Genomic DNA, 13,794 nt, shown 5'->3' with positions numbered 1-13,794 from the left:
GAGGAAATAACCATGAACCTGTCGTCGCGGTTGCACGCCCACCTGGCTCGAGGCAAGGTCGGCTTTCCCACCACCCTGGCCAGTTCGGTCGGGGTGATCATGGCCAGCCCGGTGATCCTGACGGTCACCAGCGGCTTCGGCATCGGCGGCGACACCTTCGCGCTGGCGATGCTGATCGCCTTCATCATGATGCAGGCGCAGCTCACCACCTTCTCCGAAGCGGCGTCGCTGCTGCCGACCTCCGGTTCGGTTTACGACTATATCTCCTGCGGCATGGGGCGCTTTTTCGCCATCACCGGCGCGCTGTCGGCCTACCTGATCGTGCACATCTTCGCCGGCACCGCCGAGACCATTCTCTCCGGCATCATGGCGCTGGTGAACTTCGAGCACCTCAACACCCTGATGGAAAGCCACAATGCCTCCTGGATGGTCGGCGTTGGGCTGGTTGTCGTGTTCGGCCTGCTCAACGCGTTTGGCATCGAGGCCTTCGGCAAGGCGGAGATCGTGCTGACCTTCGCCATGTGGAGCACGCTGGTGATTTTCGGCATCGTCGGGCTGCTGTCGCCGCATGCGGTGCCGCTCGAGGGCTGGTTCGGCAGCGCGCTGAGCCTGAACGATCCGTTCGCGGTGTTCAGCCTGATCGGCATGGCGATGTTCATGTTCGTCGGCTGTGAGCTGGTGACACCGATGGCGCCGGAGATCAAACGCTGCGATCGGGTGATCCCGCGCGCGATGGCGCTCGGGCTGTGCGGCGTGGCGGTGTGCATGGCGCTGTATGGCGCGGCGCTCAGCCACCAGGTGGAAAACGTGGTGATCGACGCCGCCAGCGGCACGCGCCTGCTGGAAACGCCGATGGCCATCCCGGCGTTCGCCGGCCAGGTGATGGGCCAGTTCGGCAAATACTGGCTGGGCGTCGGCCTGCTGTTGGCGGGCGCGGCGACCATCAACACGCTGATGGCGGCGGTGCCGCGCATTCTGTACGGCATGGCGCTGGACGGCGCGCTGCCGCGCATGTTCGCTTATCTGCACCCGCGCTTTAAAACGCCGGTGGTCGGCATTTTGGTGGCGGTCCTGATCCCCTGCGTACACGCCTTCGCCATTCAGGGCAACCTCGACAGGATCATTCCGCTGGTGCTGGCGGCGGTGTGCGCCTGGGGCGTGGCCTACCTGCTGGTGACCTGCTCGGTGGTGATCCTGCGCGTGCGCCGCCCCGACCTGCCGCGTGCCTATAAATCGCCGTGGTTCCCGCTGCCGCAAATCGTTTCCAGCGTCGGCATCGTGCTGGCCATCGTCTACATCACGCCGCCGGGGATGAACCCGAGCGATATCTACATTCCCTTCGGCTGGATGATCGGCCTGACCGCCGCCTATGCGCTGTTCTGGACGCTGTGCGTGCAGAAAGTGAACCCGTTCAAGCCGGTGCCGGTCGAGCAGGTGCTGGAGAACGCATTTGCCAAGGGTGAAAACGAGGAGGCGCAGTTTGATCGGCTTACTTCCCTCACTTAATCGCGCCTGGCGGCGCGCGCCGTCGGGCTATCGGCCGGGCGCCGCGCTGGATCGTCTGGCGCGCAATCTGGAACCCTACTCGTGCGAACGCCTGGCGCCGGGCCTGCTGCGGCTGACGCTGCCGCAGGGGCCGCAGATCGAGATCGGCGAACAGGTGCAGGGGCTGTTTATGGCGCATATCGTCAGCCACCGCTTTCGGTTGCAGGGCCCGTGCGCGATGCAGCTTCCGCTGACGCTGGACGTGGTGACCGGCGGCTGGCTGCGGCGGCGCGGGGTGCGTTATCTGCTGCGCCAGCGCCATGCAGCCGCGCAGCGAGTGCTGGAAGGGCTGCAGCGCTACCCGCAGATCGGCGAGACGCTGGCGCAGCTGGATTTTCGCCGCGTGCGGCTGACGGTGAACGACGGGCGCTGGCAGGTGGATATCGAGCATTTTGCCGCGTCGGAGGTGGTCAGCCGTTTGCCGGCCGGCCGCCGCTATCTGCGGCTGGATGCCGAACAGCGGCGGCTGCTGTTGAGCAGCCTGCTGATGATCGGCCAACTGATGGAGAAGCTGAATCATGAATAGAGTGGTTGTGATTACCGGCGGCGGCACCGGCGTCGGCGCCGCCTGCGCCCGTCTACTGGCGGCGCAGGGCGATCGGGTGTTCATCATCGGCCGCCGCCCGGAACCGTTGGCGGCGCTGGCGCAAGAGATCGGCGCGCAGGCTTTGGTGGGCGACGCCGCCAGCGGCGAGAGCTGGAACCACACGCTGCTGCCGGCGATTCTGGGCGACGCCGGGCGCATCGACTGCCTGATCGGCAGCGCCGGCGGCATGGGCTTCAAGCGCATCACCGAGATGACCGACGCGCAGTGGCAAGGGGCGATGGACAGCAACCTCAACAGCGCTTTCGCCAGTGCGCGCGCCTGCCTGCCGGAGCTGATTAAAAGCGGCGGCAACCTGCTGTTCGTGGCCTCGATCGCCTCGCTGGCCGCCGGGCCGGAGGTCTGCGGCTACGTTACCGCCAAACATGCGCTGATCGGGCTGATGCGCTCCATCGCCCGCGACTATGGCCCGCTGGGCGTGCGCGCCAACGCGGTGTGCCCGGGCTGGGTGACCACGCCGATGGCGGACGAAGAGATGCAACTGCTGATGGACGCCCATCAGATTTCGCTGGAGCAGGCCTACCAAATGGTCTGTCGCGACGTACCGCTGCGCCGGCCGGCCAGCGCCGAGGAGATCGCCCGCGTCTGCCGTTTCCTCTGTTCCAGCGAGGCTTCAATCATAACCGGCGCGGCGCTGGTGGCCGACGGCGGCTCCACCATCGTCGATGTGCCGACCCTGGCTTTCACTTCCCTGTAAGGAGCATTTCCATGAGTTCAGAAGCGGTATTCATTCAGGTTGGCGCGCTGGCGGAAGGCTTTGCGCCGCACAGCAATACGCTGGAACGCCAGCACGGCCTGGCGGGCACCACGCTGACGCTGCGCTTTAGCGACGGCGCGACGCAGCGCTGTCGGTTTACCGACGAGCAGACGCTGGAGTGGGGGGAGCGGCGCGGCGTCGCCTATCGCGCTACCAGCATTCGCCCTGGCGTGTTGTTCATCGATTTTCTCGATCCTGCCCGCGCTAACGCCAGCATTACGCTGGTATGCGACCGTAATCAAGGCAACTTCACTGCGGTATACGGCCAACTGCCGGACGAAGCGCAGACGCGGCTCGATGCCTTCAGCCGGGTGGAGCAGGGGCTGCCGCTGACCGCGGTTGAGGCCGAATTCCGCTTCGGCACGCTGGACGACGCCGACGCGGCACCGCCGGGCTTTACCGACGAGCTGATCGGCATGCGCAATATGTACACCTACAGCCCGACCGAGCGGTACGAGCACATCTACCTGAACGACAACTTCTACGCCTGGCAGTGTCTGGACGGGGTGGAGAAAGGGCTGGCGGACGTCGATCGCTGCCACTACGTGAAGGTGGCGGAGCAGCTTTATCTGTTCGTCTGGCGCGAGAAGATCATCCCGACGCTGGGCGTGGTGATGATCGATCTGCAGGGCATGCGCACCGACGGCAAGATCCTCGGCTATCAGGGCAGCGATTTCAGCGCGCTGAGCAACTTTGCGGTCGGCGCCCACGCGCAGGTGCTGAACACCACGCGCCACCCGCGAGGATAGGCCGATGAGCGCAACCTATGCGGCTGATGCCTTCGCGGGGCAGACGGTGCTGGTGACTGGCGGCGCTCAGGGCATTGGGCTGGCGATCGTCAGCGCCTTTGCCCGGCTGGGCGCCGAGGTGACGATCGCGGACGTACAGCTGCCGCAGGCACAGGCGGCGGCGCAAGCACTGCGGGACGAAGGGCTGAGCGTACAGGCGCTGGCCTGCGATCTGGCCGAGCCGGGGCAGATTGCCGAGTTGGTGGCGGCGGTGGGCGAGCGGCACCAACGGCTGGACGTGGTGATCCACAACGCCGCCTATTTTCCGCTGACGCCGTTCGCCGCCATCGACGCGGCCCTGTTGCAACGCACGCTGAGCGTCAATCTGATGGCGCCGTTCTTTCTGGCGCAGGCGGCGCTGCCGTGGATGCGCCGTCGGGGCGGGGGCTGCATTCTGGTGACCTCGTCGGTGACCGGCCCGCGGGTGGCCTACCCGGGGCTGGCGCACTATGCGGCCTCCAAGGCCGGGGTGAACGGATTTATTCGCGCGGCGGCGCTGGAGTTGGCGGCGGAGAACATTCGCGTCAACGGCGTGGAGCCGGGGATGATCCGCACGCCGGCGATGGCCAACCTGGGCGACGCGCAGGTGAATCAGGCGATCGCCGCCTCGGTGCCGCTCGGGCGGCTGGGGGAACCGGCAGACATCGCCGCGGCGATGGTGTTTCTCGCCTCGCCGGCGGCGGCCTACATCACCGGCCAGACGCTGGTGGTGGACGGCGGCGCGCTGTTGCCGGAAACGAATTCTCTGCTTACTTGACGTTGCAGCGTTGTTGGCTGCAACGCCAATTAATTTGAGCATTCCGGTTGGTTAAATCACTGCTTGGCGGGATGCGCGGCGACGTTGGCAGGCAGGCTGTCACCCAGGGTGATCAGCTCGTCCAGCAACGTCATCAGCTGGTCCATTTTCTGCCGCGAGAAAGCGGCTTCAATCTCGGCGTAGCCCTGTTCCACCTGGTGGCGCGCCACTTCATACAGATCCTGGCCCTGCTGGGTCAGCGACACGTACAGCTTGCGCTGATCGTTAACCGGCTTGAGGCGGAAGATCAGCTTATCACGCTCCATGCGCGACAGTATGCCGGTCAGGCTGGGGCGCAGGATGCAGGTTTCCGCCGCCAGTTCGTGGAATTCGATCGAACGGCTGTTGGCCAGCACGCGGATGATGCGCCACTGCTGCTCGGTCAGGTTGTGGCTTTTCAGGATCGGGCGAAAGAACCCCATGGCGGTTTCGCGCGCCTGCAGCAGGGCGATGGTTAACGATTCATGCATAAGTTTGGCCTTAGCTATCAAGGTGTTCGTTGTCACGGCGCTTACCGCAGGGCTGTTACCCCGCCAGGCCCGATTTTGTTAATAACTTAATAGTAGCCAAAGTTACCTGCAGGGATAAAGCAAAAATGCGCGGCGCAGCGAAAAATGGCGATAAAAATGATTAATGCGCTGAATAATCACGCTAATGTTCGTTGTTTGTGAATATTTTGTTATCACGATCACAAATCACTCCAAGCGCGTTGCGTAAAAGCTGCACAGCGTATAAAAGTAATCATTAATATGTTAATGAATGCCGGTTGTCATGTTTTGCCATTGGAGGAGTTCGCATGAAAGGCACCGTATTTTCCGTTGCGCTGAACCACCGCAGCCAACTGGACGCCTGGGATCAGGCGTTTCACCAGCCACCGTATCAAACCCCGCCCAAAACCCCGGTGTGGTTTATCAAACCGCGCAACACCCACCTCGCCAACGGCGGGGCGATCCCGTTTCCGGCCGGTGAAACCGTGCAAAGCGGCGGCACGCTGGCGGTGATCATCGGCGACACCGCGCGCAAGGTGCCGGCGGCGCAGGTGAGCCGTTATCTGGCCGGTTACGCGCTGGCCAACGACGTCAGCCTGCCGGAAAGCAGCTTTTACCGCCCGGCGATCAAGGCCAAATGCCGCGACGGGTTCTGCCCGCTGGGGGAGATCGGCCAGCTGGCGACTGCCGATCGGCTGGAGATCGTCACCGAGATCAACGGCGTAGAGCAGGACCGCTGGTCCACCGCCGATCTGGTGCGCTCGGTGCCGGAGCTGATCGCTGCCATCAGCGACTTCATCACCCTGCAGCCGGGCGATGCGGTGCTGATCGGCACCCCGCACCAGCGGGTGGCGATCAAACCGGGGGATGAGGTGACGGTGCGCGCCGCCGGCCTGCCCACTCTGACCAACCGCGTCACCCAGGCAGGAGCCGCATCATGAAACATGCCCGTATTCGCCATCATGGCCAGGTCTTCAACGTGCAGGTGGATGACCAGCTGCGCGTCACGCTACCGAACGGCGAGGTGCTGCAGGAGCGCGAAGTGGAATGGCTGCCGCCGGCGCAGGGCACGGTGTTCGCCCTGGGGCTGAACTATGCCGACCACGCCAGCGAGCTGGAATTCAAGGCGCCGGAAGAGCCGCTGGTGTTCCTCAAGGCGCCGAACACCCTGACCGGCCACCGTCAGGTGTCGGTACGCCCGGCCGGCGTGGAGTATATGCATTACGAAGCCGAGCTGGTGGCGGTGATTGGCAAGACCGCGCGCAACGTCAGCCGTGAGCACGCCATGGAGTACGTGGCGGGTTACACCTTGTGCAACGACTACGCCATCCGCGATTACCTGGAGAACTACTACCGGCCGAATCTGCGGGTGAAGAGCCGCGATACCCTAACGCCGATCGGGCCGTACATCGTCGATCGCGACGACGTCGCCGATCCGCACCGGCTGGCGCTCAGCACCTATGTCAACGGTGAGCTGCGTCAGCGCGGCAGCACCGCCGACATGATTTTCGACATTCCGTTCCTGATCGCCTACCTGAGCGAATTCATGACGCTGCAGCCGGGCGACATGATCGCCACCGGCACGCCGAAAGGGCTGGCCGACGTGCAGCCGGGCGATGAAGTGGTGGTGGAGATCGAAGGCATCGGCCGTTTGGTTAACCACATTATCAGTGAAAAAGATTACGAGGAGAGCCTGCGATGAAAACCATCAACCACTGGATCAACGGCAAGAACGTCGCCAGCAAAGAGTACTTCACCACCACCAACCCGGCGAACGGCGAGGTGCTGGCGGAGGTGGCTTCCGGCGGTCAGTTGGAGATCGACCAGGCGGTGGCGGCAGCGAAAGAGGCGTTCCCCAAATGGGCCAACACGCCGATGAAAGAGCGCGCACGCCTGATGCGCCGTCTGGGAGAGCTGATTGACCAGAACGTGCCGCAGATCGCCGAACTGGAAACCGCCGACACCGGCCTGCCGATCCACCAGACCAAAAACGTGCTGATCCCGCGCGCCTCGCACAACTTCGAGTTCTTCGCCGAGGTGTGCCAGCAGATGAACGGCAAGACCTACCCGGTGGACGACAAGATGCTCAACTACACGCTGGTGCAGCCGGTGGGTGTGTGTGCGCTGGTGTCGCCGTGGAACGTGCCGTTCATGACCGCCACCTGGAAAACCGCGCCTTGCCTGGCGCTGGGCAACACCGCGGTGCTGAAGATGTCCGAACTGTCGCCGCTGACCGCCGACCGCCTGGGCGAGCTGGCGCTGGAGGCCGGCATCCCGGCCGGGGTGCTGAATGTGGTGCAGGGCTACGGCGCCACTGCCGGCGACGCGCTGGTGCGCCATAAAGACGTGCGCGCGGTTTCCTTCACCGGCGGCACCGCCACCGGCCGCCGCATCATCGAAAGCGCCGGGCTGAAGAAATTCTCCATGGAGCTGGGCGGCAAGTCGCCGGTGCTGATCTTTGAAGACGCCGACATCGAGCGGGCGCTCGACGCCGCGCTGTTCACCATCTTCTCGATCAACGGCGAACGCTGCACCGCCGGTTCGCGCATCTTCATTCAGGAGAGCATCTACCCGGAATTCGTCAAACGCTTCGCCGAGCGCGCCAACCGTCTGCGCGTGGGCGATCCGCAAGATCCCAACACCCAGGTGGGGGCGCTGATCAGCCCGCAGCACTGGGAAAAAGTCTCCGGCTATATCCGCCTCGGGGTGGAGGAAGGGGCAACCCTGCTGGCCGGCGGCCCGGACAAACCGGCCGGTTTGAGCCACGGCAACTTCCTGCGCCCGACGGTGCTGGCGGATGTCGATAACCGGATGCGCGTGGCGCAGGAGGAGATTTTCGGGCCGGTGGCCTGCCTGCTGCCGTTCAAGTCGGAAGAAGACGGCCTGCGCATGGCCAACGACGTGGAGTACGGCCTGGCGTCGTACATCTGGACGCAGGATGTGAGCAAGGTTCTGCGCCTGGCCCGCGGCATCGAAGCCGGCATGGTTTTCGTCAACACCCAAAACGTACGCGATCTGCGCCAACCGTTCGGCGGCGTGAAAGCCTCCGGCACCGGCCGCGAAGGCGGCGAATACAGCTTCGAAGTGTTCGCCGAAATGAAGAACGTGTGCATTTCCATGGGCGACCACCCGATCCCGAAATGGGGCGTTTGAGCCTCAGGCCACAATAATAACGAAAGAGATGAGAACAATGACGACAAAACTTACCACTGATGCTGTCCCTGCTCCCGACGTCGTGCGCTGTGCCTACATGGAAATTCAGGTCACGAACCTTAAAGCCGCACGCGAATTTTACGTCGATATCCTCGGCCTGGTCGTGACCGCCGAAGAGGATAAAACCCTCTACCTGCGTTCGATGGAGGAGTTTATTCATCATAACCTGGTGCTGCGCGAAGGCCCGGTCGCCGCCGTGGCGGCGTTTGCTTTCCGCGTGCGCACGCCGGAAGACGTCGATCGCGCCGAAGCGTATTTCAAGGCGCTTGGCTGCCGTACCGAGCGTCGGGTGAACGGGTTCGCCAAAGGCATCGGCGATGCGGTGCGGGTAGAGGATCCGCTCGGTTTTCCGTATGAGTTTTTCTACGACGTGCAGCACGTCGAGCGTCTGGCCTGGCGCTACGATCTGTATACGCCGGGCGCGCTGGTGCGCCTCGACCACTTTAACCAAATCACCCCTGACGTGCCGCGCGCCGTGGAATACATCCAGGGGCTGGGCTTCCGCGTGACGGAAGACATCCGCGATGAAGACGGCGTGGTTTACGCCGCCTGGATGCGCCGCAAGGCGACGGTGCACGATACCGCGATGACCGGCGGCGCCGGGCCGCGCATGCACCACATCGCCTTCGCCACCCATGAAAAGCACAACATTTTGGCCATCTGCGACAAGCTCGGCGCGCTGCGCAAATCCGATTTGATCGAACGCGGCCCTGGTCGCCACGGCGTCTCCAACGCGTTCTATCTCTACCTGCGCGATCCCGATGGCCACCGGGTGGAAATCTACACGCAGGATTACTACACCGGCGATCCGGACAACCCGACCGTGACCTGGGACGTACATGACAACCAGCGCCGCGACTGGTGGGGCAATCCGGTGGTGCCGAGCTGGTACACCGAAGGATCGCTGGTGCTGGATCTCGATGGGCAGCCGCAGCCGGTCATCGAGCGCAGTGCGCCCAGCGAAATGGCCGTCACCATCGGCGCAGACGGTTTTTCCTATACCCGCGAGGGCGATACGGAAAAAGGTTTCAAACTTGGCAATACGCTGTAAATGCCGCTGCGCGGGCCGCGCCCGCGCCTATGCGCCGTCTGGAGAACGTTATGCCCCATTTTTACGCTGAATGTACCGACAACATCCGCCGCGAGGCGGATTTGCCCACCCTGTTCGCCAAGGTCAACGAGGCGCTGGCGGCGACCGGCATCTTTCCGCTGGCCGGCGTGCGCAGCCGCGCCATCTGGCTCGACACCTGGCAGATGGCCGACGGCAAGCAGGATTACGCCTTCGTGCACATGACGCTGAAGATCGGCCACGGCCGCAGTCTGGAAAGCCGGCAGCAGGTGGGCGAGATGCTGTTTGCGCTGATCAAGGAACACTTTGCCGCGCTGATGGCGCAGCGTTACCTGGCGCTCTCTTTCACCATGGAAGAGCTGGATCCGGTGCTGAATTACAAACAGAACAATGTCCACGCGCTGTTCAACAAGGCGTGAATAAGGGGTCGTACATGCTGGATAAAGAGCAGATTAACCGCGCCGTGCAGCGCCTGCATCAGGCGGAAAAGAGTCGTGAGCAGATCCGCGCGCTGTCGCTCGATCATCCCGAGATCACCATTGAAGACGCCTACGCCATTCAGCGGCAGTGGGTGGAGCTGAAGATCGCCGAGGGGCGCACGCTCAAAGGCCACAAGATCGGCCTGACCTCGCGCGCCATGCAGGTGAGCTCGCAGATCACCGAGCCGGACTATGGCGCGCTGCTGGACGACATGTTCTTCAACGACGGCAGCGACATTCCGATCGATCGCTTTATCGTGCCGCGGGTGGAGGTGGAGCTGGCTTTCGTGTTGGCCAAGCCGCTGCGCGGGCCGAACTGCACGCTGTTCGACGTCTACAACGCCACCGACTACGTCATTCCGGCGCTGGAGATCATCGATGCGCGCAGCCACAACGTCGATCCCGAGACGCAGCGGCCGCGCAAGGTGTTCGACACCATTTCCGACAACGCCGCCAATGCCGGGGTGGTGATGGGCGGGCGGCCGATCAAACCGGATGCGCTGGATCTGCGCTGGATCTCTGCGCTGCTGTACCGCAACGGCGTGATTGAAGAGTCCGGCGTAGCGGCCGCGGTGCTCAACCACCCGGCCAACGGCGTGGCCTGGCTGGCCAACAAGCTGGCGCCGTATGAGGTGGAGCTGGAAGCGGGACAGGTGATCCTCGGCGGCTCCTTCACCCGGCCGGTGCCGGCGCGGCGCGGTGATACCTTCCACGTCGACTACGGCCCGATGGGCTGCATCAGCTGCCGCTTCGTCTAATAAGCAGGTCCGGCGAACCGGGCCGCAATAACCGGGCGGGGGCCACGCGCCGCGCCCGCTTGTCAGGGAGAATGCGATGTTAACCAACCACTTCAAGCGTGCGCTGCAGGAAAAACGCCCGCAGATCGGGCTGTGGCTCGGGCTGTGCAGCAGCTACAGCGCCGAGCTGCTGGCCGGCGCCGGTTTCGACTGGCTGCTGATCGACGGCGAACATGCGCCCAACAACGTGCAAACGGTGCTGGGGCAGCTGCAGGCGGTCGCGCCTTACCCGAGCCAGCCGGTGGTTCGCCCGCCGTGGAACGACGCGGTGATCATCAAGCAACTGCTGGACGTCGGCGCGCAAACCTTATTGATCCCGATGATTCAGAATGCCGAACAGGCGCGCGACGCGGTGCGCGCCACGCGCTATCCGCCGCACGGCGTGCGCGGCGTCGGCAGCGCCCTGGCGCGTGCCTCGCGCTGGAATCGGGTGCCCGATTACCTGCAGCAGGCCGATGAGCAGATGTGCGTGCTGGTGCAGATTGAAACCCGCGAAGCGGTGAAAAACCTCGACGCCATTTTGCAGGTGGAAGGGGTGGACGGCGTGTTTATCGGCCCGGCGGATCTCAGCGCCGACATGGGCTTTGCCGGTAATCCGCAGCACCCGGAGGTGCAGCGCACCATCGACGACGCCATCGCGCGTATCCGCGCCGCCGGCAAGGCGCCGGGCATTTTGATGGCCAACAAGGTACTGGCGCAGCGCTATCTGGAGGCCGGCGCGCTGTTCGTTGCGGTGGGGGTGGATACCACCCTGCTGGCGCGGGCGGCGGAAGCCCTGGCGGACGAGTTCAAACAGGGCGGGGCGCAAGCGCCTTCATCGGGAGTCTACTGAACCATGAACCACGTCGATTCGCTGCCGCCGGCCAACCCGGCGCAGCAACATAAAGCGTTAACCGCCGCCGAGCAATCGGTGATTAAAAAGTTGTTTCGGCGCCTGATCATTTTCCTGTTCGTGTTGTTTGTTTTCTCTTTCCTCGATCGTATCAACATCGGCTTCGCCGGGCTGACGATGGGCAAAGATCTCGGCCTCAGCTCGACCATGTTCGGGCTGGCGGCGACGTTGTTCTATGTCACCTACGTGATCTTTGGCATACCGAGCAACATGATGCTGAGCCGGGTCGGTGCGCGGCGCTGGATCGCCACCATCATGGTGCTGTGGGGCATTGCCTCCACCTGCACCATGTTCGCTACCGGGCCGACCAGTCTGTACGTGCTGCGCATGATTGTCGGCATCACCGAGGCCGGCTTCCTGCCGGGCATTCTGGTGTACCTCACCTACTGGTTCCCGGCGTTTTACCGCGCCCGCGCCAACGCGCTGTTCATGATTGCCATGCCGGTGACCATGGCGATCGGCTCGCTGGTCTCCGGCTATATCCTGGCGCTGGACGGGGTGATGAACCTGAAGGGTTGGCAGTGGCTGTTCCTGCTGGAAGGCATTCCGTCGGTGCTGCTGGGCGTGGTGGTGTGGTTCTATCTCGACGACACGCCGGCCAAGGCCAAGTGGCTGACCGACGAGGAAAAAACCAGCCTGCAGGCGATGATGGAGGCCGACAAGCTGCAGCTGGTGCAGCCCAACGGGCCGAGCAGCCACCGCGCGCTGCAGCAGCGCAGCCTGTGGCGTGAGATCTGCACGCCGATTGTGCTGATGTACACGCTGGCCTATTTCTGCCTGACCAACACCCTGAGCGCGATCAACATCTGGACGCCGCAAATCCTGCAGAGCTTCAACCAGGGCAGCAGCAACGTGACGATCGGCATTCTGGCGGCGATCCCGCAGATCTGCACCATCGCCGGCATGGTGTGGTGGAGCAAACGATCCGACAGGCTGCAGGAGCGCAAGCATCACACCGCGCTGCCGTACCTGTTCGCCGCCGCCGGCTGGCTATTGGCGTCCGCCACCGATCACAGCCTGATTCAGCTGCTCGGGATCGTGATGGCGTCGGTCGGCTCCTTTACCGCCATGGCGATCTTCTGGACCACGCCGGATCAGTCGATCAGCCTGGAAGCGCGGGCGGTGGGGATCGCGGTGATCAACGCCACCGGCAACATCGGATCGGCGCTCAGCCCGCTGCTGATCGGCTGGTTCAAGGACATGACCGGCAGCTTCAACTCCGGGCTGTATTTCGTTTCGGCGCTGTTGATCGTCGGCGCCGTGCTGGTGTGGCGCATTCCGATGAAGGATTCGCGCCCGAGAGCGACGCCTTGATGCGCAAGTGGGCATGATTGCAGGAGGTCATGAGGTGCGGAAAAGTACCGGCTTTATCGCCAACATCGATATTTGCAAAGAGTATGACGCGCGCTACGCCGCCGACGAGGTGCACTACGAAACCTTCGCCGGGCTGGCGGCATTCTTCGGCCGCGACATGCAGGTGCACTGGCACGACTGCTTCTTCCAGGTGCATTTCCTGGAGACCGGCAAGATAGAGCTGCAGCTCGACGATCAGCACTATTCGGTGCAGGCGCCGCTGTTCATCCTCACGCCGCCGTCGGTGCCGCATGCGTTCTTCACCGAACCGGACAGCGACGGCCACGTGCTGACGGTGCGCCAGGAGCTGATTTGGCCGCTGCTGGAGCGCCTGTATCCCGGCAGCAATCTGGCGCTGGACATGCCGGGCATCTGCCTGTCGCTGGCCGATGCGCCGCAGGAGCTGACGGCGCTCAGCCACTATTGGGCGCTGATCCGCCGAGAGTTCGCGCAGAATCTGGCTGGGCGCGAACAGACGCTGGCGCTGTTGGCGCAGGCGGTGTTCACGCTGCTGCTGCGCAACACCGCGCTGGAAGACAGCGCCAACAGCGGCGTGCGCGGCGAACTGCAGCTGTTTCAGCGGTTCAACAAGATGGTGGACGAGCGTTTTCGCGAGCATCTGCCGGTGCCGGAGTATGCGCAGGCGTTGGGGGTGACTGAATCGCGGCTCAACGACCTGTGTCGGCGCTTCGCCAACCGGCCGCCCAAACGGCTGATCTTCGATCGGCTGCTGCGCGAGGCCAAGCGCATGCTGCTGTTCAGCGCCTGTACGGTGCATGAAACCGCCTACAGCCTCGGCTTCAAGGATCCGGCCTATTTCGCCCGTTTTTTCAATCGGCTGGAAGGCTGTTCCCCCTCGACCTACCGCGCGGCGCAACACGCCCTTTCGTAACCGCGATCACAGTTTGCCGCGAAAGCGGCAAACTGACCTGAAAAGTACCGGCGATTGCCGCAAAAGTCTCTTCTCGAAACCGGCTTTGGCAGCTTCAATTAAGCAACCAAAAGAAAACATT

General features: G+C 63.6%; 15 protein-coding genes. 14 read left to right on the top strand and 1 reads right to left on the bottom strand.

The genetic code is table 11. The annotated features are described in order from the left end of the window. The first annotated feature begins 12 nt into the window (after positions 1 to 12). Genes ACJ8J5_RS07790 through ACJ8J5_RS07770 form a run of 5 tightly spaced genes read left to right on the top strand, consistent with a single transcriptional unit; the run spans position 13 to position 4,451 of the window. Complete coding sequence (locus ACJ8J5_RS07790; RefSeq protein ID WP_261425211.1) at positions 13 to 1,506, top strand: APC family permease; 1,494 nt, start codon at positions 13 to 15, stop codon at positions 1,504 to 1,506. After that, positions 1,481 to 2,071, top strand: coding sequence for a DUF3156 family protein (locus ACJ8J5_RS07785; protein ID WP_414104728.1), 591 nt, complete (start codon positions 1,481 to 1,483; stop codon positions 2,069 to 2,071). The genes ACJ8J5_RS07790 and ACJ8J5_RS07785 overlap by 26 nt, the downstream gene beginning before the upstream one ends. Then, positions 2,064 to 2,846: an SDR family NAD(P)-dependent oxidoreductase gene (locus ACJ8J5_RS07780; RefSeq protein ID WP_089196489.1), complete on the top strand. Its 783-nt coding sequence runs from the start codon at positions 2,064 to 2,066 to the stop codon at positions 2,844 to 2,846. The genes ACJ8J5_RS07785 and ACJ8J5_RS07780 overlap by 8 nt, the downstream gene beginning before the upstream one ends. An 11-nt stretch (positions 2,847 to 2,857) precedes the next feature. After that, positions 2,858 to 3,655: a molybdenum cofactor biosynthesis F family protein gene (locus ACJ8J5_RS07775; protein ID WP_414104729.1), complete on the top strand. Its 798-nt coding sequence runs from the start codon at positions 2,858 to 2,860 to the stop codon at positions 3,653 to 3,655. Between the two features lie 4 nt (positions 3,656 to 3,659). After that, positions 3,660 to 4,451, top strand: coding sequence for an SDR family oxidoreductase (locus ACJ8J5_RS07770; protein WP_414104730.1), 792 nt, complete (start codon positions 3,660 to 3,662; stop codon positions 4,449 to 4,451). A 56-nt stretch (positions 4,452 to 4,507) separates the two neighbouring features. Here ACJ8J5_RS07770 and hpaR read toward each other — a convergent pair whose 3' ends face one another. Beyond that, positions 4,508 to 4,960 carry a homoprotocatechuate degradation operon regulator HpaR gene (gene hpaR, locus ACJ8J5_RS07765; RefSeq protein WP_049204618.1) on the bottom strand — a complete coding sequence of 151 codons (453 nt, stop codon included), beginning with the start codon at positions 4,958 to 4,960 and terminating at the stop codon, positions 4,508 to 4,510. Between the two features lie 326 nt (positions 4,961 to 5,286). Here hpaR and ACJ8J5_RS07760 point away from each other — a divergent pair, with 326 nt between their 5' ends. The 9 genes from ACJ8J5_RS07760 (at position 5,287) to hpaA (ending at position 13,673) form a co-directional block, all read left to right on the top strand. Continuing rightward, a complete protein-coding gene (locus ACJ8J5_RS07760) occupies positions 5,287 to 5,919 on the top strand; it encodes a fumarylacetoacetate hydrolase family protein (RefSeq protein ID WP_122004222.1) in 633 nt (210 codons plus the stop codon). Then, complete coding sequence (locus ACJ8J5_RS07755; RefSeq protein WP_049204621.1) at positions 5,916 to 6,680, top strand: fumarylacetoacetate hydrolase family protein; 765 nt, start codon at positions 5,916 to 5,918, stop codon at positions 6,678 to 6,680. Before ACJ8J5_RS07760 ends, ACJ8J5_RS07755 begins: the two co-directional genes overlap by 4 nt. Then, positions 6,677 to 8,131, top strand: coding sequence for a 5-carboxymethyl-2-hydroxymuconate semialdehyde dehydrogenase (hpaE, locus tag ACJ8J5_RS07750; protein WP_033636981.1), 1,455 nt, complete (start codon positions 6,677 to 6,679; stop codon positions 8,129 to 8,131). Before ACJ8J5_RS07755 ends, hpaE begins: the two co-directional genes overlap by 4 nt. 37 nt (positions 8,132 to 8,168) lie before the next feature. After that, entirely contained in the window at positions 8,169 to 9,242 is a 1,074-nt protein-coding gene (gene hpaD / locus ACJ8J5_RS07745) for a 3,4-dihydroxyphenylacetate 2,3-dioxygenase (RefSeq protein ID WP_089180517.1), read from the top strand. 50 nt (positions 9,243 to 9,292) lie between these two features. Beyond that, on the top strand, positions 9,293 to 9,679 hold the full coding sequence (locus ACJ8J5_RS07740) for a 5-carboxymethyl-2-hydroxymuconate Delta-isomerase (RefSeq protein WP_004933172.1): 387 nt from the start codon (positions 9,293 to 9,295) through the stop codon (positions 9,677 to 9,679). A gap of 14 nt (positions 9,680 to 9,693) precedes the next feature. Next, positions 9,694 to 10,497 (top strand): 2-oxo-hept-4-ene-1,7-dioate hydratase, encoded by an 804-nt coding sequence (hpaH, locus tag ACJ8J5_RS07735; RefSeq protein WP_043136119.1) that lies wholly within the window; start codon positions 9,694 to 9,696, stop codon positions 10,495 to 10,497. Between the two features lie 76 nt (positions 10,498 to 10,573). Beyond that, positions 10,574 to 11,368 carry a 4-hydroxy-2-oxoheptanedioate aldolase gene (gene hpaI / locus ACJ8J5_RS07730; RefSeq protein ID WP_099816600.1) on the top strand — a complete coding sequence of 265 codons (795 nt, stop codon included), beginning with the start codon at positions 10,574 to 10,576 and terminating at the stop codon, positions 11,366 to 11,368. 3 nt (positions 11,369 to 11,371) lie between these two features. After that, a complete protein-coding gene (hpaX, locus tag ACJ8J5_RS07725; protein WP_127146476.1) occupies positions 11,372 to 12,742 on the top strand; it encodes a 4-hydroxyphenylacetate permease in 1,371 nt (456 codons plus the stop codon). A 34-nt stretch (positions 12,743 to 12,776) separates the two neighbouring features. Further along, on the top strand, positions 12,777 to 13,673 hold the full coding sequence (hpaA, locus tag ACJ8J5_RS07720) for a 4-hydroxyphenylacetate catabolism regulatory protein HpaA (RefSeq protein WP_004933161.1): 897 nt from the start codon (positions 12,777 to 12,779) through the stop codon (positions 13,671 to 13,673). The last annotated feature ends 121 nt before the right edge of the window (positions 13,674 to 13,794 follow it).

Source organism: Serratia sp. CY43202, assembly GCF_052168755.1.
In the GTDB taxonomy this organism is placed as follows: domain Bacteria; phylum Pseudomonadota; class Gammaproteobacteria; order Enterobacterales; family Enterobacteriaceae; genus Serratia; species Serratia bockelmannii.
This window is presented reverse-complemented; position numbering and strand designations above follow the sequence as displayed.